The organism is Helicobacter mehlei, from assembly GCF_007280785.1.
Classification (GTDB): Bacteria; Campylobacterota; Campylobacteria; order Campylobacterales; family Helicobacteraceae; genus Helicobacter; species Helicobacter mehlei.
Genome location: NZ_VKGC01000002.1, coordinates 117,796 through 141,380 on the forward strand (window position 1 = coordinate 117,796; position 23,585 = coordinate 141,380).

The window sequence follows — 23,585 nt, forward strand, 5'->3', positions numbered from 1 at the left end:
AATATACGATGTCTGAAAAGATCGCTATTTTGCTCATCCAAGTGGGCGAGGAGGCGACTGCTGGGATTTTAAGGCATTTGGATGTGGATTCCATCACCGAGATCAGCAAGCAGATTGTCCAGCTCAATGGTACGGACAAAGCCATCGGGGCGGCTGTTTTGGAGGAATTTTTTGCCATTTTACAATCCAATCAATACATCAACAGTGGCGGGTTTGAATATGCTAAGGAACTCCTGATCAAGGCCTTAGGTCCTGAGCAAGCCAAGGTGATTTTGGAGAAGCTCAGCCGTAGCCTACAAACCCAAAAGAACTTTTCTTATTTGGGGCGCATCAAACCCCAGCAACTTGCTGACTTTATTATCAACGAACACCCCCAAACCATTGCACTGATTTTGGCGCACATGGAATCGGCTAATGCCGCTGAAACCCTCAGCTTTTTTCCTGATGACATGAAAGCGGAGGTGAGTATCCGCATGGCTAGTTTGGGGGACATCTCACCCCAAATTGTTAAACGCGTCTCTACGGTGCTAGAAAATAAATTGGAGGCCTTGACTAGCTATAAAGTCGAGGTGGGTGGCACGCGTGCGGTGGCCGAAATTTTCAACCGCTTAGGGCAAAAAGCGGCTAAGACCACGCTAGCGCGCATTGAAAACATCGATGCCAAATTAGCCAATGACATTAAAGAGATGATGTTCACCTTTGAAGACATCAGCGGACTTGATAACTTTGCGATTCGTGAAATCCTCAAAGTGGCGGATAAAAAAGACCTCACTTTGGCTCTTAAAACCTCTACAGAAGAACTCAAGACCAAGTTTTTAAGCAACATGAGTAGCCGAGCTAGCGATCAATTCATTGAGGAGATGGCTTACTTGGGTGCTGTCAAAATTAAAGATGTGGAATCCGCCCAGCGCAAAATCATCGAGATTGTGCAATCTCTGGCTGAAAAAGGTGTGATCCAAATGGGCGGAGAGGAAGATACTGTTGAATAATTTAAGCGATGAGAATTTAATTGCCAAAGAAGATCTCTTTAAACACAGCATTAAAAAATATGAGTTCAAATCCATCGCCGATTTTCCTTTAGAAAAACCCCCCGAAAAAGAGGAGTCCGATCAGAGCAACGCGCCCACACCCCCCCCGGAGCCCCCCACGCGTTCCATCCAGCTAGAAAACGATCTCATCGAGTGCTTGCTCAAAAAAACCGATGAGCTCTCTAGCCAGTTAGCCAAACTCCAAATACAATTTGAAAAGAGTCAGGAGGAAAGCCAAACCCTCTTGCAACAAGCCAGAGAGGATAGTTACAAGATCGGCTTTAGTGAGGGCGAACAAAAGGCAAGGGGCGATCTGAGTGCCAGCATTGATGAAGAAAAAAGGCATCTCTTGCAGTCCCTAACTTCAATCGATCAGACCATGCAACAATCCCAGAACCATTTGGAGACTTTGGAGAAAGAATTAAGCGCGATTGCCGTTGAGATTGCTAAGGAAGTTATTGTTAAAGAAGTGGAGCAAAAAAGCCAAGAAGTGGCTTTGGCTTTGGCTAAAGAGCTTTTAAAAAACATCATGGATGCAACTGACATTTGCGTGAAGGTCAATACCCTAGATTACCCCTTTTTATCCCAAAACCTCAAAGATTTACCCAAAATCAAGCTAGAACCCAGCGATGCGATCGCTAAGGGCGGGGTGCTTATCAGCAGTTCTCAAGGCAATATTGATGGGAATTTGATGGCGCGTTACAAAAATTTAAAAGAAAGCGTGCTAGATAATTTAAAGGTTTGATATGGAATGTGTTCTCAAAGATTTAGAAGTCTATGGGCTAGAGAGCGCGCAACTTGAGAAGGTTTGCGTGCTTTTAAGGGAGCGCATTTTGGAGGTGGTTAGCCATAATGGTGGGCATTTGAGTTCTTCTTTGGGGGCGATTGAGATCATTGTGGGCATGCACAATGTCTTTGACAAAGACAAGCACCCCTTTATTTTTGATACCAGCCACCAAGCCTATGCCCATAAACTCCTAACGGGGCGTTTTGAAGCATTTAGCACCCTACGCCAGATTGGGGGGATCAGCGGATTTGTGCGCCCTAGTGAATCGCCCTATGACTATTTCATTGCCGGGCATAGCTCCACGGCAATTTCTGTGGGCGTGGGCGTGGCTAAGGCTTATGCACTCAAGGGTATCGATCATGTGCCCGTGGTGATGGTGGGCGATGGGAGTTTGAGTGCAGGGCTAGCTTATGAAGCCCTAGATGAGCTAGGCGATCGCAAATACCCCTTAGTGATTGTGTTAAACGACAATGAAATGAGCATTGCCAAACCCATAGGGGCGATCAGCAATGCGCTGTCCCATTTGATGGCGCGCCCGCTCTACCAGTCTTTGCGCGAGAAAATCAAAAATATTTTAAAGTCCATGCCTGAGGGGGTGAATTATTTAGCCAACCGCTTTGAGGAGTCTTTTAAGCTCATCACGCCCGGGATTTTATTTGAGGAGTTAGGCATTAGCTACTTGGGACCCGTTGATGGGCATAATTTGGAGGCAATCACCCAAGCCTTCCAAATTGCTAAAGACACCAAAGGACCTTTACTCATCCACGCCCAAACCACCAAGGGCAAGGGCTATCAAATCGCAGAGGGGAAATATGAGAAATGGCATGGCGTAGGGCCCTTTGATCTCAAAACTGGGCAAAGTCTTAAAAGTGCTCCTAAGCCCTTGAGCCCCACACAGGTTTATTCAGACACCCTTTTTGAATTGGCTAGCCAAGATGATAAGATCGTGGGGGTTACAGCGGCTATGCCCGGGGGCACAGGGCTTGGCAAACTCATAGATAGCTACCCCCAGAGGTTTTGGGATGTTGCCATTGCCGAGCAACACGCCGTAACCTCTATGGCGGCTTTAGCTAAAGAGGGTTTTAAACCCTTTGTGAGCATTTATTCCACTTTTTTACAGAGAGCATTTGATCAGATCGTGCATGATGTGGGAATCATGTCCTTGCCTGTAAAATTTGCCATCGATCGCGCTGGGATTGTGGGTGAGGATGGGGAAACCCACCAAGGATTGCTAGACACCGCTTACTTGCGCCCCATCCCCAACATGGTCTTGCTGGCCCCTAGGGATAACGCCACTTTAAAACAGGCGATTTATTTTGCCAACCAATACAATCAAGGTCCATGTGCCTTTAGATATCCTAGAGGATCATTTTTGCTCCCTGATGGGGCGTTTGAGGCTAAACCCTACACCTTAGGCAAGTGTGAGTGGCTTCAAGAGGGGGGTAAAATCTTATTGGTAGGCTATGGGAATGGCGTGGGGCGGGCGTATGCGACTTTGAAGTTATTAGAGGCAGAGGGCTTGGAAGTGGGGTTGTTGGATTTGTGCTTTTTAAAGCCCTTGGATTCAGATTTGCAAAATATTTTACCCCGTTACTCTAAAATTTATGTCTTTAGTGATTCGTATTTGATGGGGGGTGTTGGGAGCGCGCTATTAGAGTTTTTGGGCGGGGGGGTGTATTTGAAGAGTTTTGAAGTGGGTGATTTGTATGTCTTGCATGGCAATAGTGTTGCGGTGGAGTGTACTTTAAAAATCGATCCAACAACCCTAGCCCAAGAGATTTTAAAGGATAACTCATAGCTTATTTTGCTAAGATTAAATAAAATGCTAGGAGATTTTATGCTCACTCTCAAACAAGCTATGTCTTTATCAGTCTCTGAATTAGACACACTCAAAGCCACGATCGCCCAAAAAGTTGCAGAAAAACCCGAATTAAATGCCTATATCGGCACACCAGATGCCTCCAGCGGTCCGGGCGTACCCATTTTGATCAAGGATAATATCAACGTCAAGGGTTGGGAGATCACTTGCGCGAGCCAGATTTTACAAGGCTATATCGCGCCCTACCATGCGGGGGTCATTGACAAATTGCATGCAAATGGCATGTGTGCCTTTGGGCGTGCCAACATGGACGAATTTGCCATGGGAAGCACCAGCGAGTCAAGTTGTTATGGGGGGGTGAAAAACCCTAGGGATTTAAGCCGTGTGGCTGGGGGGAGCTCGGGGGGGTGTGCTAGTGCGGTAGCGGGCGGGGTTGCCATTGCCGCTTTGGGGAGTGATACGGGGGGGTCCATTCGCCAGCCAGCTAGTTATTGTGGGTGTGTGGGGCTTAAGCCCACTTATGGGCGCGTGAGTCGGTATGGGCTGGTGGCTTATAGTTCAAGTTTAGATCAAATCGGGCCCATTACCCAAAATGTGGAGGATTGTGCGCTTTTATTAGATGCTATTAGTGGGGCAGACAAACGCGACTCGACCAGTGCTCCCCTAGAGAGCACGCTCACTTTTAAAAATTTAGACAAGGATCGCCGCCTTAAAATCGGGGTGCTGAAAGATTATTTGCAAGAAGCCGATGAGTCCATTGCCATTGCTTATTATGACAGCGTGCATTTATTGGAGGAAATGGGGCATGAGACCTTCCACTTTGATTTGCTAGAGAGCAAACACCATGTCGCCACTTACTATGTGATCAGCACCGCTGAGGCCAGTTCTAATCTAGCCCGCTTTGATGGGGTGCGTTATGGGCAGCGCGTTGCTAGCTCTAATCTTAAGGAACTCTATAGCCTGAGTCGCAACACGGGTTTTGGGGAGGAGGTCAAAAGACGGATCATGTTGGGTAATTTTGTGCTGAGTAGTGGCTACTATGATGCCTACTACCTCAAAGCCCAAAAGGTGCGCACTCTCATCGCCCAGCAATACACCCAAATTTTTAAAGAAGTTGATGTGATCTTAGCCCCTGTGGCCCCTAGCGTAGCACCCAAATTTAATGCGCATGCCACACCCTTGCAAATGTATTTGAGCGATATTTACACCGTGGGGGTGAATTTAGCGGGTCTGCCCGCTCTCTCTTTGCCTGTGGCTAAGGACAAAACGGGACTGCCCATTGGCATGCAATTGATTGGGAGGACTTTTGGGGAGCAGGATATTTTAGATGTGGCTTACGGCTTGGAGCAGGAGTTAAATTTGACATTTTAAGATAAGGAGAATCCATGCAAACCATCGGTAGAGCCCTCACTTTTGAGGATGTGTTGTTAATCCCGTGTTATTCAGAGGTCTTGCCCAAAGAGGTCAGCGTGATCTCTAGGCTTAGCAAGCGCATCAGTTTAAATATCCCCTTTGTGAGCGCGGCTATGGACACGGTTACGGAATACCAAAGTGCTATTGCGATGGCAAGGTTAGGGGGGATTGGGATCATCCACAAAAACATGGGGATTGAAGAGCAAGTTCAAGAGGTGTTGAAGGTTAAAAAGAGTGAAAGTGGGGTGATTCACGATCCCATTTATATCCATGCCAAGTCGAGTTTAGCGGAAGCTAAAGCCATTACGGATAATTATAAAATCTCGGGTGTCCCCGTGATTGATAAGGGAGGAAAACTCATTGGCATCTTGACTAATCGTGATCTGCGCTTTGAAAGTGACTTGAGTAAGCGGGTGGAGGAAGTGATGACTAAAACCCCCTTGAAGACTGCCCATGCGGGTGTGAGTCTAGATGAGGCACAAGCCATCATGCACCAACATAAGATTGAAAAACTCCCCTTAGTGGATGAAAACGACATCCTGAAGGGGCTCATCACCATTAAAGATATCCAAAAACGCATTGAATACCCCCAAGCCAACAAAGACCATTTGGGGCGTTTGCGTGTGGGAGCGGCTTTGGGGGCTAACCAACTCGATCGGGCTAGGGCGTTGGTCAAGGCCGGGGTGGATGTCTTGGTTTTGGATAGCGCGCATGGGCATTCGCTCAATATTATCAAAACCCTAGAGGCAATTAAAAAAGAGCTAGACATTGATGTCGTGGTGGGGAATGTGGTGAGCGCGCAAGCCACTAGAGATTTGATCAATGCGGGTGCAGATGCGATTAAGGTAGGGATTGGACCGGGGAGCATTTGCACGACTCGCATTGTGGCTGGGGTGGGGATGCCCCAGATGAGCGCGCTGGATTTTTGCTACCAAGAGGCGCGTAAATACGATATTCCTATTATTGCCGATGGGGGTATTAAATATTCCGGCGATGTGGCTAAGGCTTTGGCAGTGGGGGCATCTTGCGTGATGATTGGGAGCTTGATTGCGGGCACTGAGGAGTCCCCGGGGGATACGCTGATCTATCAAGGTCGGCAGTATAAGAGTTATCGGGGCATGGGGAGCATTGGAGCGATGAGTAAGGGGAGTTCTGATCGCTATTTTCAAGAGGGTTTGGTAGCTGAAAAGCTGGTCCCTGAGGGGATTGAGGGGCGCGTGCCTTATCGGGGTAAGATTGCGGATATTATTTACCAGCTTGTGGGTGGTTTGCGATCCTCAATGGGCTATCTAGGGGCTAAGGACATCCCCACTCTCACTAAAAACGCCCAATTTGTGGAGATCACTGCTGCGGGCTTAAGAGAGTCGCATGTACATGATGTAGATATCACCAAAGAAGCCCCCAATTATCATGGCTAGCTTTAATGCTAAATCAATCTTTTTAAAGTAGAATGCTTTTTTTAACACCAATGCAGAGAGGTTATTTTGGAGTCTTTGGATTACTACGAGATGCTAGGCGTGGAGCGCACCGCCGATAAAGAGAGCATCAAAAAAGCCTATAAAAAATTAGCCCTGAAATACCACCCCGATCGCAACTTGGGCGACAAAGAAGCTGAGGAGAAATTTAAGGAAATCAGCGAGGCTTATAGCGTGCTAGCTGATGATCAAAAACGCCAAATTTACGATCGCTATGGTAAGCAAGGCTTAGAGGGGCGGGGTATGGGCGGGGGCTTTGGCGATTTGGGCGATATTTTTGCGGATTTGTTTGGGGAAGATTCTATTTTCTCCAATGCCTTTGGGTTTGGCAAACGCCAGCCACAATCCAAAATCCCCAAAGACTTGTTGGTACCCCTAGAATTGAGCTTTAAAGAAGCTGTTTTTGGGTGCAAAAAAAATATCAAGCTTGATTTTAAAGCATGGTGTGGGGCATGTCAGGGGAGCGGGGCTAAGGAGGGTAAGACCCAAACTTGTCCGCACTGCCAAGGCAGGGGGCAAAGTTTTATCCAGCAAGGTTTTATGACTTTGGCAAGCACCTGTACGCATTGTCAGGGCAAGGGGCAGGTTGTCAAAGAAAAATGCGGCTCTTGTAAGGGTCAGGGTTTTATAGTCCAAAAGGAGGAGTTTAGCCTAGATGTACCCGAGGGGATTGATGCGCAAAATCGTATCCGCGTGGCTAGGCGGGGCAATGAATACCAACAGGGCATGCGTGGGGATTTGTATTTGGAAGCCGTGGTGGAAGAAGATGAACATTTTGTGCGGCGTGGGAATGATATTTACATTGAAGTGCCCGTATTTTTCACTTCTATCCCATTGGGGAGTAAAATCATGGTGCCCTCGTTAAAAAAAGAACTGGAATTGCAAATCCCACCCAACACCGCCGATCACGCGCCCTTTATCTTCAAAAATGAGGGGGTCAAAGATGTCAATAGTAGTCGGCGTGGGAATTTGATCGCGGTGGTGAAAATTGTTTATCCCCAAAAACTCGATGAGAAGCAAAAAGAACTCCTCATCAAACTCCATGAAAGTTTTGGCTATGAGAGCGAGCCATATAAAAATGTCTTTGAGGTGTGTTATGGCAAGGTCAAACACTGGTTGCAGGACTTGGTGAAGAAGTGATTGAAATCTGAATTGTGCTTGGAGATGACTGTCTTGCTCCATAAGCTGTTTGCCCCCCAAGAGCCCCCTCCATTTAGTCGGCGTAAATCGCTACATTGCGTCTAAAGACTATAGTCGTTTTGGAATCTTGGTTACCATTGTTTTGGGCTTTAAAACGTTAGTGTGGTGGGGCGTGTTGGTGGTCTGCGCACACCAAACCATATCAAATCGCCTAGATATACACGCGGGGCAAGCGGCGGGTGAGCATGGTGATGGATTCGTAATTGATAATGCCTAAAATCTTAGCAACATCGCTAGCTCCCATCGCCCCGCTTTGTGGATCGCCTAGCAAGATCACCTCATCGCCCTCTTGAGTAGGGATATCCCCCACATCAATAAAACACTGATCCATGCACACCCCCCCAATGATAGGCACTTGTTGCCCATGCAAGAGCCCCCAAGCCTTGTTACCTAAAATCTTAGAAAACCCATCCCCATAGCCTAAAGGCAAAACCCCCACTTTTGTAGGTGCTAAACAATAATACCCCTCGCCATAGCCCACTAAACGCCCCGCCTCAATGTTTTTTAAGCTCACAATTTGCGCTTTTAGAGTGATGGCATGTTGTAATTCTAAGCCCTTTTTATTCAGGGCATCTTCTGTGTAAATGGAGGGGTGCAGACCATAGAGGGCTAATCCCGCACGGGCTAAATCTAGGCCGTAATTCTCCATAGACAGAGCGGCTGCGCTGTTGGCCATGTGGCGGTATTTAAACTCTAGTCCCAAGACTTTGAGTTGGTTTAAAAAATCCATAAAACGCCCGGCTTGCTCTAGGGCGTAAGTTTTATACAGGGCATCGGCGTTGCTGTGGTGGGTGAAAATGCCTTCCACTTCTAGGCCCTTAAGTTGGGCGATTTTGGCCACTTGTTTAGCATTTTGCTGGGTGGGTAAAAAGCCTAGACGGCTCATGCCTGTATCGATCTTGATATGCACCTTGAGGGTTTGTTTTAAAGATAGGGCGACTTCTGAGAAATGCTGGGCTTGCTTGAGTGAAAAAATTGTTTGGGTGATGCGTTGTTCTACTAGAGTTTGTGCCATGTGATCGGGAGTGAAGCCTAAGATCAAAATGGGAATTTTGCTAAACTCTTGGCGCAACTCCAAAGCTTCATCTAAGGTTGCCACGCCTAGATAAATGGCACCTTGCTCAATAAACACATGGCTAGCCCCTAGCGCACCCGCACCGTAGGCATTGGCCTTCACCACAGCCATTAAGGGCATTTGGCAGGCTTGTTGGATCACTCCAAAATTATGCGCTAGAGCGGCGGTACTGACCTCTACATAACTAGCGCGCGGGGGTTGGTTGGCAAGCATGGGGGTTGTTGGGGCAAGTGTTAAAATAGGCATGCGTTTCGGCCACCACAACTTTATAAAGCAAGAGCAGGGCGATGAGATTGGGGATTGCCATCAGTGCATTAGCAATGTCTGAGAAATTCCACACAAATTCTAGCTTGGTAACCGATCCTACAAAGATAGTGATGAGATAGAGAATGCGGTAGGGGAAAATATAACGCTCCCCAAAGGTAAATTCAATGCTTCTCTCCCCATAATAAGCCCAGCCCACAATGGTTGAATAGGCAAAAAAGATGGTGGAGGCAAAGACAATCCAGCCAGCATGGGGGTAAAAGTAGCGCACACTCTCATAGGTTAGCAAGCTGGCATCGTGAAATTCTTTATACACAGGCGACATCAAAACTAAAAGAGCCGTAGAGGTACAAACCAGCATGGTGATGATCAACGGTTGTAACATGGTGATTAAAGCTTGTTTGACCGGATGTGCGCTTTTAGAAGCGGCTGCCACAATGGCAGCACTCCCCATGCCTGCCTCATTAGAAAAGAGTCCTTTAGAAACCCCAATTTGGATCATGACTAACAAGGTTACCCCCCCGGCTGTGCCCCCTAATATTTGTTTGGGATGCAGGGCATCAGCAAAAATAAGCTTGAAAGCCTGCAAGGCATCTAGAGGGTGGGTGATCACAATATAAAGTGTAGTGAGCACGTATAAAAGCACCATAAAGGGAGCAAAATAGTCGCTAAATTTGCTAATAGACTTGATCCCCCCCATTAAAATCAACCCGGTAATGGCCGTGATCACAATCCCAGAGAACCAAGCAGGCATAGAAGCATGGTGTAAGAGAATCGAAGAGACGGCGTTAGCTTGGGTCATGCTCCCAATGCCAAAGGAGGCCAATAAAGTAAAGAGTGCAAAAATAAAGGCGAGTTTGGGCATGTTCAAGCCGTTTTTGATGTAATACATCGGACCGCCCTTGTGCCCGAATTTGCCCACCTCTCTATATTTTAGGGACAGGACACCCTCAGCATATTTGGTCGCCATGCCCACTAAACCCGTGATCCACATCCAAAAGATACTCCCCGGCCCCCCTGAAACAATGGCAACAGACACGCCAATAATGCTCCCAATCCCCACGGTCGCACCAATAGAGAGCATTAGACTTGAAAACTGTGAAATATCACCCTTAGAGTGCTTGTCTCTGGTGCAAAGCACCTTAAAAGCATGGGGGATTTTAGAAAATTGTAGGCCCTTCAACACAAAAGTGTAAAATAAGCCCGTGCCCACAAGCAAAACTAACAAGGGGGGGCCCCAAACCCACGTCTTGAAAATCTCTAACCACGCATTGAGAGAGGCCATGGATAATCCTTAAGTGGTGTAAAAACTAATCTCTAAAAAAAGCCGAGAAGAGCATGGTATCTTGGCTTTTCTCGTTGCAACCTTTTAAAGTCAAATCAGCGATGATTTGCCCGATAGCTGGTGCTAGGGTTACCCCTAACCAGCCTAGTCCGGTGGCATGAATCAAGTTTTTGTATTGTTTGTCATAGCCCAGATAGGGAATATCATTGGGGGTTAGAGGTCTAAACCCGCACCACTCTTTGGGCTCTAGCATTTCAAAGGGCTTAGTGAAAGTGGTGAAATTCTTTTTGATGTTGGCAATTTGAGAAGCCGTAACACTCGAGTCACTGGTGTTGAGCTCTAATTTAGAAGTGATCCGCACATCATGCCGTCTAGGAGTCATCGCCAAGAAGATGTCGGCAAATAAAGAAGAGGTCTTGGGCTTTAAACGCTCCTCCATTCTAAAGGTGATGCTATAGCCCTTGGCACCCATCATCAAAAAGTTATTTTTAGTTTTCTTAAGTAAGTAGGGGTTTGCACCGGTGGCCAAAATGATTGTATCAGCTTGGTATTTGTTGTAGTTTGTCAAAACACTGCTGATTTTAGAGTCCTCAAAATCAAAATCCAACACCTCTTCGTTGTAATAGAAAGTCACGCCCTCTTCTTTCAAGTAGGCTTGCAAACTCTCCATCACTTCCCGAGCATCGACATGGGCATTTTCGCTCAACAACACACTTCCGGCAATGCTATCTTCTTTGGCAACGGGCATGTATTCTAGAGTTTCTTGGGCGTTAAAAACCTGGTAAGTCTTGGGATCGTAGTGTTCCTGGCACAATTTGACCTTTTTTTTGAAATTGTGCTTGAAAGTGTAGATCATCAATAAGCCATCTTCTTTGAGCCAAAAATCCATGCCCTTAGAAAGCATTTCATGGTAAATATCTAGGCTCATCCAACCATAGTGCTCAAACAATGCCATCGTGCGCTTGGCTGCCTTAACATTAGCACTTCTGACAAATTTCCACAGCCATTTGTAGAGTTGGGGGTTTAATCCCCAATGAATATCTAAGGGTGCTTGCCCTTTTAGCATGAGATTCAAGGTGTCTGAGACTACACCGGGGCTAGATAAGGGGGTTTTTTTAAATGCCGAGATGAGCCCAGCATTGCCAAAGGAAGTCCCATTGCTCCCATCACCTTGCTCGATCACGCTCACTTGACGCCCAAGTTTATGCAATGCATAAGCACAACTCAAACCTACAATGCCACCGCCAATCACCACGACATCTTTTTGCATGCACTCTCCCTATTTTTGTGCGATAGCTTCAATCTCCACCAAACCATCTTTGGGGAGTTTGGCGACTTGATAGGTTGCCCGAGCCGGGTAGGGCTCTTTAAAATAGCTCCCGTAAATCTCATTCACCACGCTAAAATGATCCAAATTCTTAAGTAAAATGGTGGTTTTCACAATGGCATGCATGCCCAAACCTGCCTCTTGCAAAATGGCTTTGATATTTTCCATCGCTTGCTTGGTTTGGGCTTGGATGTCCTCTCCTGCAAATTCTCCATTTTGTGGGTTAATGCCTAATTGCCCGGATACAAAAACCAAATGGTGGCTCTCAATAGCTTGGGAGTAGGGGCCAATCGCCTTAGGGGCGCGCTCTGAATGGATTGCTTTCATGTATGCTCCTTAAAGATAAAAAGTCCCATTATAGCATTAAATAAATAACAGCTATTTGATCTCAACATGGACGGGTTTGCCAATGTGCTCAGTGATCGGGGCGATTTGCGCATCGGCCTGTTCGCGATTGGCATACGGACCAATCAAGTAACGCTTTTGCCCGTTGATCTCTTGGACTTGGTGGGGGTATTGCTTGATGGTTTCCAAAAAGTGCGGGTTGGGGGCTTTGCTAAACACGCCCACTTGCAAGTAAATGCCTTTGGGGATCGCCGCCGGTGCAGGGGGGGCTTTGGGGGCAGGATTTTGGGGGGTAGGCGTTGGGGCTTTAGCTACGCTTTTAGGGAGCTCTTTAGGTTTGGAGACGGGGTGTTCTTGGGAAACTTGTTTGCTCGGCGGGGTGGCGTGTGCTACTTGGGCTTTGTGGGGCTCTGGGGCTTTGTGGGGCTTTTTCTCCGGGTGTTTTTGCGCGCTTTTTTCGGGTTGCTTTTTCACCTCATGGGGAGTCTTTTTATCGACATGCTTGTTTTCAGCGTGTTTTTGGGGCTTTGTGGCATGCTTTTGGGCGTGTTTTTCTGCATGTTTTTCAGCACGCTTCTCTTGGGTGTGTTGGGGGGGTAGGGACTTGGGTTTTTCAGCCTGCATCGGTTTTTGCTCTAGAGGCTGGGGGTGCAACTCGCTTTTAACTGGAGACTGTTCTGTTTTCTTATCTAGGGGGCTGGTGGGGAGGGCTAAAAGCTTGGAACTCTCTTCCACGCCCTCAGTTTTAGCTTGTCTGGCTTGGATGTCCTGTACGATTTTGTCAAACTTATCTTCTTGTTTTTTGTTAGCCGAGGGTTCTAAGGTCAGGTTTTCAAAGTTATTATCATGGATATTGCCCACTTTTTGCAAACTCTGATCAGCTGGTGGGGTGGCTACACTTTTGGTTGGCTCTCGAGAGGTTTTCCAAAACACGACCAACACCACGGCCAACACAATGAGCGCAATGGCCGCAATTAGCAAGATCTTTTTAACCCCAGAACCCCTAGATTCCTCGGCCAAAGCCTCGCTCAGTTTTTTATTCAATTCTTGATTGAGTTCGGAGTTATTGTCCATGTCTTTCCTTTAAGATGATCTGAAACCTACAAATGTTTCGCCCAGCTTGCTCCACGTTCTTTGGCAAAGATAGCATAGGGCAAGATGAGGATATTAAAAAAAGGAGGGAGATCGCTATTAGGAAAAACCCGCCATTCATTAGGCAGGTTCTGTGCCAACCTCATTGAAAGGGTCTTAGCCAAACGATACCCTTCACCTAGCTCGGTGTGTCCTTTATGCACGTACAAATGCAAATGCCCCGGGGTTTTGCTCTCATAGGCGGTAAAGTTGATAAAACCCTCCTCTCTTAGCAAGAGTTGGGCTTTATGGTAAAAGCGATCGGGAGTGCGTCCGTTGTAATCAAAGACAATATTTTCGACCTTGTTGTTAGCCAAAATCAAGCCATGTGCAATGGTGATCTCTTTTTTCCAATGTTTTTGAATCAGCGTGGAGCTCAAAGAGGCATCGACTCGTTCGAACTTGTCATAGTAGCAACGCCCCAAATGCGTAACTCTCTGCCCCAAACCGAGTTTGAGCTCAAAATAATGGCTTGTTTGCATTTTAATGAGTTTTAAATCCATCTCAGTCATTATTATCCTTTAAAAGATGGGGGAGTCATAACTTAGATAGGGGCGCACAAATTCGGCAACCTCAGCTTTAATGCGGGCTTGTTTGTCTGTGTTGTGGATATCCCCTAGCACATCAGCAATCTTATTGGCAATGAAGGCAAAAGCCTTATCTTCCATGCCTCTACTAGTCAGAGCTGCTGAACCTAGCCTTAATCCGCTGGTTACAAAAGGGCTTCTAGTCTCACCCGGGATCGTGTTTTTGTTGGTGGCAATACCTGCGCGCCCTAGGGCTTGTTCGGCATCCTTGCCCGTAAAGTCGCTAAAACGCATCAAGATCAAGTGGTTATCACTCCCCCCACTCACCAGCTCAAACCCGCGTTTGGAGAGTTCTTGCGCCAAGACTTGGATATTTTGTTTCACCTGTTTAGCGTAAATTTTCCAAGTGGGTTTGAGATTTTCTAGAAATCCCACCGCCTTAGCCCCGATAACATGCATTAAAGGCCCACCCTGTGTGCCCGGAAAAATGGCACGATTAATTTTAGTGGCGATTTGCTCGTCATTGCTCAAAATCAGTCCGCCCCTAGGACCTCTTAGGGTCTTGTGTGTGGTGCTACTCACCACATGACAGTGGGGGAAGGGGTGGGGGTGCTCGCCAGCCACGACCAACCCAGCAATGTGGGCGATATCGCCTAGCAAAAATGCACCCACCTCATCAGCAATTTCGCGGAAACTCTTAAAATCAATTTCGCGAGGATAGGCTGAATACCCGCAAACAATAATCTGGGGGCGCACCAACTTAGCGATTTGGCGCACTTGGTCATAATCAATCCAGCCTTGATCATTGACTCCATAGTGAAAGCCATGGAAATGTTTGCCCGTCAAACTCACCGGGGAAGCATGCGTTAAATGCCCCCCACAACTTAGATCCATGCTTAAAATCTTGTCATAGGGCTTGAGCAAAGCGTGATAGACTGCCATATTGGCTTGGCTCCCCGAATGGGGCTGGACATTGGCAAATGCACAGGAAAATAACTCTTTAGCCCGATCAATGGCCAATTGTTCGATTTTATCCACCACTTCACAGCCCCCGTAGTAGCGTTTAAAGGGGTAGCCTTCCGCGTATTTATTGGTTAGAATGCTCCCCATCACCTCCATCACACTTTCAAAGGTGTAATTTTCACTAGCGATCATCTCCAGATGGTCGTTTTGGCGTTTTAATTCCTCTTGCAGGTAGCTAAAAATCTCTGGGTCGCTCTTTTGCACATAACAAGGTCTATTCATGGACTCTCTCTTTGGGGGGTAGGGGTTTCATCGCCGGGAATAAAATCACATCTTTAATGCTCTTGGCATTGGTGAGCAACATCACCAGCCGATCAATGCCAATCCCCTCCCCAGCTGTGGGTGGCATGCCATGCCCTAATGCCCAAACATAATCCTCATCCATGAATTGCGCTTCCTCATCGCCTTGTTCTTTGGCTTTGACTTGTTCCTCAAAACGGGTATATTGATCGATTGGGTCGTTAAGCTCACTAAAGCCATTGGCGATCTCCTTGCCCGCGATAAAAAGCTCAAAGCGATCGGCGATACTGGGATCACGATCGTTGCGGCGTGCCAGAGGGCTAATCTCTATAGGGTATTGCGTGATGAAGGTCGGGTTAATGAGCTTGGGTTCTACAAGCAAATCAAAGGCTTGCGCTAAAAGTTGCCCGTAATTTAAAGACACCTCCAAGGTCACCCCCTGCCGGGTTAAAAAATCTCTTAATTGCTCGGGGTCTTCTAAAACTCCCAACGCTATGCCTCCAATTTCCAAGAGTGCTTGCCTAAAACTCATCACACTAAAGGCGTTAAAGTCAATCATTAAGTCTTGGTAGGGGATTTGGGTGGGCAGTTGGAGGGTTTTTAAGAGTTCATGGAATAATTCTTGGGTCAGCGCGATCAAATCCTCATAAGTCTTATACGCCCAATAAAATTCCAGCATCGTAAATTCGGGGTTGTGGGAGTGATCCATGCCCTCATTTCTGAAATTGCGGTTGATCTCAAAAACCGCCTCAAACCCGCCCACCACCAAGCGTTTTAAATACAATTCAGGGGCGATACGCAGGTAGCGTTCCACCTCTAGAGCATTGTGGTAGGTGATAAAGGGGCGTGCATTAGCCCCTCCAGCGATGGGGTGCATCATCGGAGTTTCCACTTCCAAAAAACCCCTTTGCTCAAAAAAACGGCGGATAATAGCCACAACTTGGCTACGGGTTTTAAAAACCTCTTTGACTTCGGGGTTGGCAATCAAATCCACATAGCGTTGGCGGTAGCGTAACTCAATGTCGCTCAAGCCATGGAATTTTTCAGGCAAGGGCACAATAGCTTTGGTGAGGATTTTATAAGTGGTGGCGTGTAGGCTCAATTCGCCCGTTTTGGTAACAAAGGGGTAGCCCGTTACATTGAGAATGTCCCCCACTTCCACGCATTTTTTAAAGTTCTCAAAACCTTCTTTACCCACATCGTTTTGGGACAAATAGACTTGTACTAAGGCACTTTGATCTTCGATCTTCATAAAGCACGCCTTGCCCATCAAGCGGACAAAACGCACCCGCCCCACGAGGGCATGCACGCTACTGGGGTCTTTAGACTCTTCTTGGGCGTGCAAGTCTTTAAAGTGCTCTAAAAATGTGGCATTTTCTAGAGTGCGCGTAACTTGGTTGTCATAGGGATTTAAAGCCATTTGGCGCAAATGCTCGCCCTTTTGGATGCGTTGTTGGATATAGGGATTATCAAACATGGATCAAACTTTACAAATTGATTTTTTCTTGGGGAGGGGTTGGGGGCTCTTGGGGCTTATCTGCGGGCTTATCTGCGGGCTTTCCTGTAGAACTTTTGGGTTGGATCACCTTGCTAAGCTCGCGCACGCCTTGTAATTGCATGATATGCGAGGCGACCTCCTGCATATAAGGGTAAATTTGACTATGGGTGCGCAAATACTGATCAACATCTTTCATGGCTGATAACCTGGAGAGACCATAGACTAGAAAGGCAAAGACTAAAAACATCTTGGCGCATGAGAAGATAAATCCCAAAACCCGATCAATGATGCCCAAACCACTCAGATTCACCAGCTTACTGACAAAAACACCAAGGATCAAAAATGCAATCCAGATGCTGGCCAACACGATCACAAAGCCTATCAAAGTAGCCAGTGAGTCGTTGGGTATGTGGTAGATGTGACCAGAAAACCATTCCCCGGCAACTCCGGCAAATCTAGAGGCGAGATACACGCCTGCCACAATGCCCAGCAAGCCAGCCACTTCATCAATCAAGCCCTTGTAAAAACCCCGAATCCCAATGAGTAAAATCAAAACAGCTAGCGTAACATCAAAATAGTAAGCCATTAACGCCCATTCCCTAATACCACAAGTGCTATTCTTTTTAAGACTTTAAGCCGTATTCTACAATTATAATCTTAAAATTATAGGCAAAACTTTATTAATTAGGTGGTACTTTGTCTGCGCGATCGTTATGGAGGGGTTATGGCTTTGTATGTGTGTGTATACCGTTGTTTTTATTGCCCGTCTATGGTGCTCTATTGCTAGCCCATCACCCCATACCCTTGATGATCTTTGGGAGTTTTAGCGCGCCTTTGAGCGTGTGGGCATATTTGAGCGTGCCGGCTAAAAAGCGTTTTTTCTTTGGATTTTGGGTGGGTTTGGGTTTGTTTTATTGGTGTGCGCTGAGTTTCCGCTACAATGACAATGTCTTTTTAATGCCCTTGATCATGGTTTTAATCGCGCTGTGTTATGCGGTGGTGTTTTATGGACTGCTCTATTTTAATTCCCTTTTATACCGCATAGTCACCCTTTGGCTCTCTAGCTACATCCACCCCTTTGGATTTGACTGGTTTGTCCCCGATGCCTTTTTTGCCTACTCGGGTTTCAAAGTGGATCGACTCAGTTTCTTAGGCGTGATCGTGGCGATTGCTCTTTTCATGCAACGCTACAAGAATTTTATGTTCTTTAAGTCCCTATATGCCCCCTCTAAAATCTTGGCTGTGGTGTTGCTGGTGCTGTGTATCAACTGGAAACAACCTGCTAGCACGCTTGATCCAAACGCCCTAGAAGTGGTGCAAACCAACACCAGCCAAAAAACAAAATGGCAACCTGAATTTTTAGATGCCACAATCGCCCTTAATCTGACCACCATCCAACAAGCCATCCAAGCCCAAAAACAAGTAGTGATCCTGCCAGAAACCGCCTTCCCCATCGCGCTCAATAAAAGTAACTTGATCCCCACACTTTTGAGCTTAAGCCAGCAAATCACCATCATCACCGGCGCACTTTATGAAGAAAATGACACGATCTACAACTCTACCTATGTTTTTGATCAGGGGGATTACCACTATGCCCATAAAGTCATTCTAGCCCCCTTTGGGGAGCGCATGCCCTTACCTAGTTTTTTAGCCGACTACTTGGATCGTTTCTTTTTTGGAGCCGATGTTTTTAAATTAGGCAATGCACCCCATTTCAGCGACATCAAAACCCAACATTTAGATTTTAGACCCCTTGTCTGCTATGAGGGCACTTCTAGGCAAGCCTATGAAAATAGCCCCCCAAATTTGGTGGTCATCAGCAACAACGCATGGTTTGTACCCAGCATTGAGCCCTTTTTGCAACGCATGCTCTTAAAATACTACGCTAGACGCTTTAATAAAACCATCATCCACAGCGTCAATCTTTCCCCCTCTTATATTTTAACCCCCGCTTTGCTAGGCGATCATATCTATTAAGGACAACCATGTTAGAAGCCACCCATATCGCCCACCGCTTTGATACTTGGCTCTATCAAGATGTGCATCTGCATGTGCGCCCTCAAGAATCCATTGCCCTTTTAGGGGTGAGTGGGAGTGGTAAAAGCACCCTTTTAAACCACCTATCTACCATGCTACAACCCTTGCAGGGTCAAGTTGGTTTGCTAGAACATCCCGATATTTACGCTTTGCCCTTAAAAACCCTCTTGGATATTAGGCGTTATGCCATTGGGATCATTTTCCAAGCCCACTACCTTTTTAAGGGTTTTAATGCGCTTGAAAATCTCCAAGTGGCCTCCATTTTGAGCAAACAGCCCATTTCTCCAGAACTTTTAGAAACTCTGGGTATCGCCCACACCCTAAACCAACATGTTGGCGAACTGAGTGGCGGGCAACAACAACGCCTCTCCATTGCTCGAATCCTCACCAAAAAGCCCAAAATCATTTTTGCAGACGAACCTACGGGCAATTTAGACAGCACCACCGCCCTAGCCGTGATGCAAGCCATGCATGCCTATATTCACGACAACAAGGGCATCCTAGTGCTCGCCACCCACGATCAAAAAATCGCCCGGGATTGTAGCCGCACTTACCTCTTAGAAAACCAACAACTCCGCCAAGTTTAAAATTCTACGTCTATGCATACAAAAAATCTCTAGCAGATCACAAAGGGTATATCACATGAATTCACCAAGAGTGTTGGTTTTGGGAGCAGGCTATGCGTCCTTAGCCTTTTTAAAAGCGTTGAGTGTATCTGTGCACAAAAAATGCCAAATTACTTTAATCTCAAAAAGTCCGTTGCATTATTTTAGCACTCTCTTGCATGAAGTAGCAATGGGGGCATCACAACATGCCCTAGAACTCTCTAAAATCTTACCTAGTGGCGTGCAATTCATAGAGGATCGGGTGCTAGAGATTCAAGCGAGAAGCGTGCGGGGACAAAGGGGCGTATATGCCTATGATAAGCTCATTGTGGGGCTGGGCTTTTCTAGTGAGGGTTTTGGGGTGCATGGGGTTAGAGAACATACAAGGGCACTTGTTAGCTACAAAGAGGCACAAAATACCCACCAAGAGTTATTACAAGCCATCCAAGCCTGCAAGGGGCATTTTAGCGTGGTGGTGTGCGGGGGTGGGTTTAGTGGGATTGAGCTCATAGGCGCGCTAAGCGATCATCTCCCTAAGTTTTTCAAAAAATACGGGTTTGATCCCAGCCAAGCTAAAATCACATGCATAGAAGCTATGCCCCAAATTTTACCCATGTTCTCTGATCGGTTGGTGCAAAAGGGCGTGGCTTATTTACAGAGTCTAGGTGTGCATTTAGAGGTGGGAGCTAAGATTTTAGAATGTTGCCCGGATAGGGTGGTGGTCCAAAAAGAACACGCAAAACAAGATATCATGGCAGATTTTATTTTTTGGACTTGTGGGGTTAGGGGAAATCAAGTGGTAGAAAACTCCCCCTTTTTGACGAGCGCGCGCGCTAGAGTAGAAGTCAATGCCTTTTTAGAACCTATGGACATGCCACAACAAGGCATATTTGTATTGGGCGATTGTGCAGCCTTTAAAAACCCATTGGGCAAATTCTATCCAGCAAGTGCCCAGCTAGCTAGCCAAATGGGGGCTTACTTGGGTAGCCAATTTGGGCTGATCCTAGAGGATAAGGCCCCAAATGCGCCCTTTATTTTTCAAGAAAAGGGCTTGATCTGCTCTTTGGGTGCGCGCTATGCTATTGGACGTGTAGGTCGTTTTAATTTTGCCGGTCAAATTGCTGCGTGGCTGAAAAAATACACGGAATGGAAATGGGAGCGATCTTTAAAAGTGAACCCTTAAAATTCAATCTTTTGTAGGGTTTGGCAGATCGCATTATTAGACTTAAACACTTGGAGTTTATCCTTAGGGTCTAAATACACACAGGGGGCATCATCAATGGAAATCAAACGCACAAGGTGTAATTGCTCTTGAATGTCTTGGGCGTTGTAAGTTTGGGCTTGGAAGAGTTGTAGGCAGGTTTGGCGGGATTTGGGGCTTAAATATTTAGGGCTTAGGCACATGGTGGGGTGGTCGTTTAGCGTGTCTTTTAAAATCTTGGGGTCGTCATTTTGTAAGCGATCGTAAAAAGAGGCGTTACGATTTAAGGGGAACACCCGTGCTATGTAGTAATCAAAGAGGTGTTCGGGGTCTATGCGTTGGGCGTTTTTGCTCACAAATACAAAAAAGTCATTCTCCAACACAAAGGTTGGTGGTATTTCACTCTTTAGGATTGTACTGACAACTATACTAGCCCATTCGCCCCAGTCTAACCTAAAAGCCCCCATCAGTTTTCCTGCATAATACATATCTTGGGTGAGGCGTTTTCTAAAAGGTTGATGGGGGACAATGTTTTTAAACACTTTGTCAAGATCTCTTGTCGTGTTGAACAATCCGATCTGGTGAACACCCTCATCAAACAACTTTATGATCTTTTGGATGCTCCCATCGAGTTGTTTTTGAGAAATTCCCTTGTGGAGTTGTTGGAGATAGGCGATCACATCTAGCCCAGCCTTGTGGGCGTTGAACAAAGGTGTGTAGAGAAAGGCAACGGAATCTAAAAACATATGGGCTGCGGTTTTTGGTTTTACTCTATGGGTAGCGGGGATGGGGGTGAGGATATCGATTACATCTAGGACATGGGGTATTTCCATGTCTTTAACATGGGCTAAGAAAAGCTCTTCTCTTTGGTTTTTGGGTTTAAATTCTTGAAGAAAGGGTATTTGCCTAGCTACAGCTTTGGCTAGGGGGATGGAGGCATCTGTATAATCTGCCATGATTGATAGACGATCGGGATAAGACTGTCTCTCGTTTGGATCATGAGGTTCTATTTCTTTAAAAGACTTGTCCATGTAGTCATAGAGTGTCTTAAACGCCTTGAAAAATTGGGTGTTTTTAGCTTCTTTGGGTTTTTCCATTGGAATCATGATAGTCAATACATGTTCTTTGCCCTGCAGATTTAAGACCAAGAAAGCTAAGAGAAGTAACCGTATCATTTTATTTGAAATGGCACATAATCTTACAAGCCTTCTTGTGGCCTTAAACCTTGAACTTTTCTAAATCTGCGTTAAGCTCGTTAGCGATATCGCCAAAGGTGTCGCTGGCTTTGTGGATATCGCTAATGTCTTCTAAGTTCTGGCTAGCAATGGTGTTAATTTGGCTGATTTCATCGTTCATCTCTTGGGTGTGCGCAACCACGCTTTCTAATTCTTTGACATCTGCACGGGTGTTATCGATCACTTCTTGGATATTCTGCATGCTGGTTTGCATAATCGTCTGCACGCTGGTGGCTAACTTGGCGGTTTCCACGAGTTCTTGGGCATTCTGATTGAGGCTGTGATTCACATCGCCCACACTTTGTACCATCTCATTAATGGTAGAATTAATACTTGTCAAGCTATTTTGCGTTTTTTCGGCTAATTTTCTGACCTCATCAGCCACCACCGCAAATCCGCGCCCATGCTCGCCCGCCCGCGCGGCCTCTATGGCGGCATTAAGGGCCAATAAGTTGGTTTGGGCAGCAATGTCATCGATGATGGTTAAAACCTCTTTGATGTTATCCGTGCTTCGAGAGGTCTCCTCAAGTTTATGCGAAAACTCTACACTTTGTTTGGCATTGGTGTTTAAGCGTGCATTGAGGGACTCCATTTGTTCTTGCACTTGCTGGAGTTGCGCGCCCGTGCTGTATAGCTTCTCGTTATTGCTATTGGTGTTTTGCAAACAATCAAGCACCTTGTTTGCATTGCTCTCACTGCGATCATACGTGCCCTTGAGCACCTCAATCGCCCGACTTGCACGCTTGTGAATCTCGATGACCTTAGCGCGCACACTTTGGGCGATATTGGCATTTGACGATCCGCTACTTTTGAATTTGAGCATGATGGTTTGCATGTGCTCAATAAAGGTGTTGATGTGCTGGGCGATGGAGATGATCTCATCTTTGGTTTTGCCCTTTTGCTCCTCTGTGAGAGGGATACGCTTGGTCAAATCGCGACTACCCTTGGTCAAGTCCAAACTCAAGCTATTTAAACGTTCTAAGGGCATGGCTAGGTAGTAAATCCAAGAGATCATGACAAGCAAGACTAGGAGCAAGAAAAAACTAGAGATGCCAAACATTAAAATCCGCAAAGAGGACACGCTTTTAAGGGCAAAACTAACAGGGATACGCGCGATGATTTTCCAATTATACCTAGGCACCGTGGTGAAAACCAAAAACTCCTTTTGGCCTTGATCGGTATGGACTAAAACCCCCTCTTGTCGGGCTACAATCTTGTCAAAAAGATTTTTAAGCGCAGAGTTAGAGTTGTGGATGTCAATCCCTGCCTCTAAGCGGGTTGAAGTGATGACAAAACCCTTATCGCTCAAAATGCTAACCCCCACTTCCTCCCCAAAACGCAAGAGGCTGACATGGTCGGTGAAAAAAGTCAGGGGAACGCTCGCCCCCATAGCCCCTACAAATTCCCCATCAACATAAAGAGGCGCGCTATAGGCCATGACCAACTTTTGTGTAAAGGCATCCTTGTAAATTTCACCGTAAAACTCAGCCTTCTTCAAACTTTTGGCACTCTTATACCAATCGCGCACCCTAGGATCATAACCTTTAGGCGTTTCTAAGGTGGAATACATCGCTCCATTCTCCAGTCCAATATAGACGTGCAAGGCTTGTAGGGTCTGGTTGGTATAAGAGAGAATTGCGCGCAAGTGTTCCAAATTAGGGAGATGGTTAGGCGTTATTTTTAACGCCTCGACGCGTTCTAGCCCAATTTTGAACAAACGCAAGTCATCCTCATTCCAAGCGGCAATCCAACGCGTGCTAGAGTGCGCCATTTCTAGCAAATTAGCCTTGACACTTTTCACCACAATTTTTTGCACAAAACGCTCGATAAAAACCCCAAAAGTGCCAAAGCCTACTAATAAAACGGTGGCTAACACCAATGCAATCTTTTTCTTAAATCCCATTTCAAGTCCAATTTTAGGCGATCCCCCATTATAGAGAAAAAATACTTAAAATGCTACCTAGCGGGCTAGCTATGCTATAATCCCAAAAACAAGGTTGGCGATGGGTTTTTTGGACTTATTTTTGCTCATGTTTTTAATCGGCGTGTTGGTGGGCGGTGTGGGCTATT

General features: G+C 46.3%; 20 protein-coding genes. 9 read left to right on the forward strand and 11 right to left on the reverse strand.

Annotated elements, in window-relative coordinates:
• Window positions 1-8 precede the first annotated feature (8 nt).
• From fliG to dnaJ, 6 genes are all read left to right on the forward strand, one after another.
• A complete protein-coding gene (fliG, locus tag FNE76_RS01510; protein WP_235852202.1) occupies window positions 9-989 on the forward strand; it encodes a flagellar motor switch protein FliG in 981 nt (326 codons plus the stop codon).
• Window positions 982-1,773: a flagellar assembly protein FliH gene (fliH, locus tag FNE76_RS01515; protein WP_120947717.1), complete on the forward strand. Its 792-nt coding sequence runs from the start codon at window positions 982-984 to the stop codon at window positions 1,771-1,773. Before fliG ends, fliH begins: the two co-directional genes overlap by 8 nt.
• Before the next feature lies 1 nt (window position 1,774).
• Window positions 1,775-3,613, forward strand: a complete 1,839-nt coding sequence (dxs, locus tag FNE76_RS01520) for a 1-deoxy-D-xylulose-5-phosphate synthase (protein WP_120947715.1) — start codon at window positions 1,775-1,777, stop codon at window positions 3,611-3,613.
• A 39-nt stretch (window positions 3,614-3,652) separates the two neighbouring features.
• Window positions 3,653-5,005, forward strand: a complete 1,353-nt coding sequence (gene gatA, locus FNE76_RS01525) for an Asp-tRNA(Asn)/Glu-tRNA(Gln) amidotransferase subunit GatA (RefSeq protein WP_120947714.1) — start codon at window positions 3,653-3,655, stop codon at window positions 5,003-5,005.
• Window positions 5,006-5,019: 14 nt separating this feature from the next.
• The gene (gene guaB, locus FNE76_RS01530; protein WP_120947712.1) at window positions 5,020-6,465 is read left to right on the forward strand and encodes an IMP dehydrogenase; all 1,446 of its coding nucleotides are present in this window, start codon (window positions 5,020-5,022) and stop codon (window positions 6,463-6,465) included.
• Between the two features lie 66 nt (window positions 6,466-6,531).
• Complete coding sequence (gene dnaJ, locus FNE76_RS01535) at window positions 6,532-7,662, forward strand: molecular chaperone DnaJ (RefSeq protein ID WP_185962955.1); 1,131 nt, start codon at window positions 6,532-6,534, stop codon at window positions 7,660-7,662.
• A 211-nt stretch (window positions 7,663-7,873) separates the two neighbouring features.
• Here dnaJ and alr read toward each other — a convergent pair whose 3' ends face one another.
• The 9 genes from alr to FNE76_RS01580 are packed head-to-tail and all read right to left on the reverse strand — an operon-like array spanning window position 7,874 to window position 17,023.
• A complete protein-coding gene (gene alr, locus FNE76_RS01540) occupies window positions 7,874-9,010 on the reverse strand; it encodes an alanine racemase (RefSeq protein ID WP_120947710.1) in 1,137 nt (378 codons plus the stop codon).
• Entirely contained in the window at window positions 8,982-10,346 is a 1,365-nt protein-coding gene (locus FNE76_RS01545) for an alanine/glycine:cation symporter family protein (RefSeq protein ID WP_143928350.1), read from the reverse strand. The genes alr and FNE76_RS01545 overlap by 29 nt, the downstream gene beginning before the upstream one ends.
• A 25-nt stretch (window positions 10,347-10,371) precedes the next feature.
• A complete protein-coding gene (locus tag FNE76_RS01550; RefSeq protein ID WP_120947706.1) occupies window positions 10,372-11,616 on the reverse strand; it encodes an NAD(P)/FAD-dependent oxidoreductase in 1,245 nt (414 codons plus the stop codon).
• A 9-nt stretch (window positions 11,617-11,625) separates the two neighbouring features.
• Entirely contained in the window at window positions 11,626-12,000 is a 375-nt protein-coding gene (locus FNE76_RS01555) for a RidA family protein (protein WP_120947704.1), read from the reverse strand.
• A gap of 51 nt (window positions 12,001-12,051) precedes the next feature.
• Window positions 12,052-13,092 (reverse strand): SPOR domain-containing protein, encoded by a 1,041-nt coding sequence (locus FNE76_RS01560; RefSeq protein WP_120947702.1) that lies wholly within the window; start codon window positions 13,090-13,092, stop codon window positions 12,052-12,054.
• A 26-nt stretch (window positions 13,093-13,118) separates the two neighbouring features.
• On the reverse strand, window positions 13,119-13,661 hold the full coding sequence (locus FNE76_RS01565) for a DUF1882 domain-containing protein (RefSeq protein WP_120947700.1): 543 nt from the start codon (window positions 13,659-13,661) through the stop codon (window positions 13,119-13,121).
• Window positions 13,662-13,670: 9 nt separating this feature from the next.
• Window positions 13,671-14,921, reverse strand: coding sequence for a serine hydroxymethyltransferase (locus tag FNE76_RS01570; RefSeq protein WP_120947698.1), 1,251 nt, complete (start codon window positions 14,919-14,921; stop codon window positions 13,671-13,673).
• Window positions 14,914-16,416, reverse strand: a complete 1,503-nt coding sequence (gene lysS, locus FNE76_RS01575; RefSeq protein WP_120947696.1) for a lysine--tRNA ligase — start codon at window positions 16,414-16,416, stop codon at window positions 14,914-14,916. The genes FNE76_RS01570 and lysS overlap by 8 nt, the downstream gene beginning before the upstream one ends.
• A 10-nt stretch (window positions 16,417-16,426) precedes the next feature.
• Entirely contained in the window at window positions 16,427-17,023 is a 597-nt protein-coding gene (locus FNE76_RS01580) for a CvpA family protein (protein WP_120947694.1), read from the reverse strand.
• 194 nt (window positions 17,024-17,217) lie between these two features.
• On the opposite strand from FNE76_RS01580, the gene FNE76_RS01585 reads away from it, so the two are divergent.
• From FNE76_RS01585 to FNE76_RS01595, 3 genes are read left to right on the forward strand one after another with little or no spacing between them, the layout of a single operon-like run.
• On the forward strand, window positions 17,218-18,414 hold the full coding sequence (locus FNE76_RS01585; protein ID WP_235852191.1) for an apolipoprotein N-acyltransferase: 1,197 nt from the start codon (window positions 17,218-17,220) through the stop codon (window positions 18,412-18,414).
• Between the two features lie 8 nt (window positions 18,415-18,422).
• The gene (locus FNE76_RS01590) at window positions 18,423-19,061 is read left to right on the forward strand and encodes an ABC transporter ATP-binding protein (protein WP_120947690.1); all 639 of its coding nucleotides are present in this window, start codon (window positions 18,423-18,425) and stop codon (window positions 19,059-19,061) included.
• Between the two features lie 55 nt (window positions 19,062-19,116).
• Window positions 19,117-20,262: an NAD(P)/FAD-dependent oxidoreductase gene (locus FNE76_RS01595; RefSeq protein WP_120947688.1), complete on the forward strand. Its 1,146-nt coding sequence runs from the start codon at window positions 19,117-19,119 to the stop codon at window positions 20,260-20,262.
• On the opposite strand, the gene FNE76_RS08490 is transcribed toward FNE76_RS01595, so the two are convergent.
• Both FNE76_RS08490 and FNE76_RS01605 read right to left on the reverse strand, forming a co-directional pair.
• A complete protein-coding gene (locus tag FNE76_RS08490) occupies window positions 20,259-21,455 on the reverse strand; it encodes a tRNA methyltransferase (RefSeq protein ID WP_235852190.1) in 1,197 nt (398 codons plus the stop codon). The two genes, FNE76_RS01595 and FNE76_RS08490, sit on opposite strands and share 4 nt — an antisense overlap.
• 43 nt (window positions 21,456-21,498) lie before the next feature.
• The gene (locus tag FNE76_RS01605) at window positions 21,499-23,418 is read right to left on the reverse strand and encodes a methyl-accepting chemotaxis protein (protein ID WP_120947687.1); all 1,920 of its coding nucleotides are present in this window, start codon (window positions 23,416-23,418) and stop codon (window positions 21,499-21,501) included.
• Window positions 23,419-23,585: the final 167 nt, after the last annotated feature.

What these genes read in the sequence shown, in the direction of transcription:
- FNE76_RS01545 (WP_143928350.1), bottom strand. Translation starts at nt 10,346, where the DNA reads ATGGCCTCTCTCAATGCGTGGTTAGAGATTTTCAAGACGTGGGTTTGG.
- FNE76_RS08490 (WP_235852190.1), bottom strand. Translation starts at nt 21,455, where the DNA reads ATGATACGGTTACTTCTCTTAGCTTTCTTGGTCTTAAATCTGCAGGGC.
- FNE76_RS01590 (WP_120947690.1), top strand. Translation starts at nt 18,423, where the DNA reads ATGTTAGAAGCCACCCATATCGCCCACCGCTTTGATACTTGGCTCTAT.
- lysS (WP_120947696.1), bottom strand. Translation starts at nt 16,416, where the DNA reads ATGTTTGATAATCCCTATATCCAACAACGCATCCAAAAGGGCGAGCAT.
- alr (WP_120947710.1), bottom strand. Translation starts at nt 9,010, where the DNA reads ATGCTTGCCAACCAACCCCCGCGCGCTAGTTATGTAGAGGTCAGTACC.
- FNE76_RS01570 (WP_120947698.1), bottom strand. Translation starts at nt 14,921, where the DNA reads ATGAATAGACCTTGTTATGTGCAAAAGAGCGACCCAGAGATTTTTAGC.
- fliG (WP_235852202.1), top strand. Translation starts at nt 9, where the DNA reads ATGTCTGAAAAGATCGCTATTTTGCTCATCCAAGTGGGCGAGGAGGCG.
- dxs (WP_120947715.1), top strand. Translation starts at nt 1,775, where the DNA reads ATGGAATGTGTTCTCAAAGATTTAGAAGTCTATGGGCTAGAGAGCGCG.
- FNE76_RS01595 (WP_120947688.1), top strand. Translation starts at nt 19,117, where the DNA reads ATGAATTCACCAAGAGTGTTGGTTTTGGGAGCAGGCTATGCGTCCTTA.
- FNE76_RS01555 (WP_120947704.1), bottom strand. Translation starts at nt 12,000, where the DNA reads ATGAAAGCAATCCATTCAGAGCGCGCCCCTAAGGCGATTGGCCCCTAC.
- guaB (WP_120947712.1), top strand. Translation starts at nt 5,020, where the DNA reads ATGCAAACCATCGGTAGAGCCCTCACTTTTGAGGATGTGTTGTTAATC.
- FNE76_RS01565 (WP_120947700.1), bottom strand. Translation starts at nt 13,661, where the DNA reads ATGACTGAGATGGATTTAAAACTCATTAAAATGCAAACAAGCCATTAT.
- FNE76_RS01560 (WP_120947702.1), bottom strand. Translation starts at nt 13,092, where the DNA reads ATGGACAATAACTCCGAACTCAATCAAGAATTGAATAAAAAACTGAGC.
- FNE76_RS01550 (WP_120947706.1), bottom strand. Translation starts at nt 11,616, where the DNA reads ATGCAAAAAGATGTCGTGGTGATTGGCGGTGGCATTGTAGGTTTGAGT.
- FNE76_RS01605 (WP_120947687.1), bottom strand. Translation starts at nt 23,418, where the DNA reads ATGGGATTTAAGAAAAAGATTGCATTGGTGTTAGCCACCGTTTTATTA.
- gatA (WP_120947714.1), top strand. Translation starts at nt 3,653, where the DNA reads ATGCTCACTCTCAAACAAGCTATGTCTTTATCAGTCTCTGAATTAGAC.
- FNE76_RS01580 (WP_120947694.1), bottom strand. Translation starts at nt 17,023, where the DNA reads ATGGCTTACTATTTTGATGTTACGCTAGCTGTTTTGATTTTACTCATT.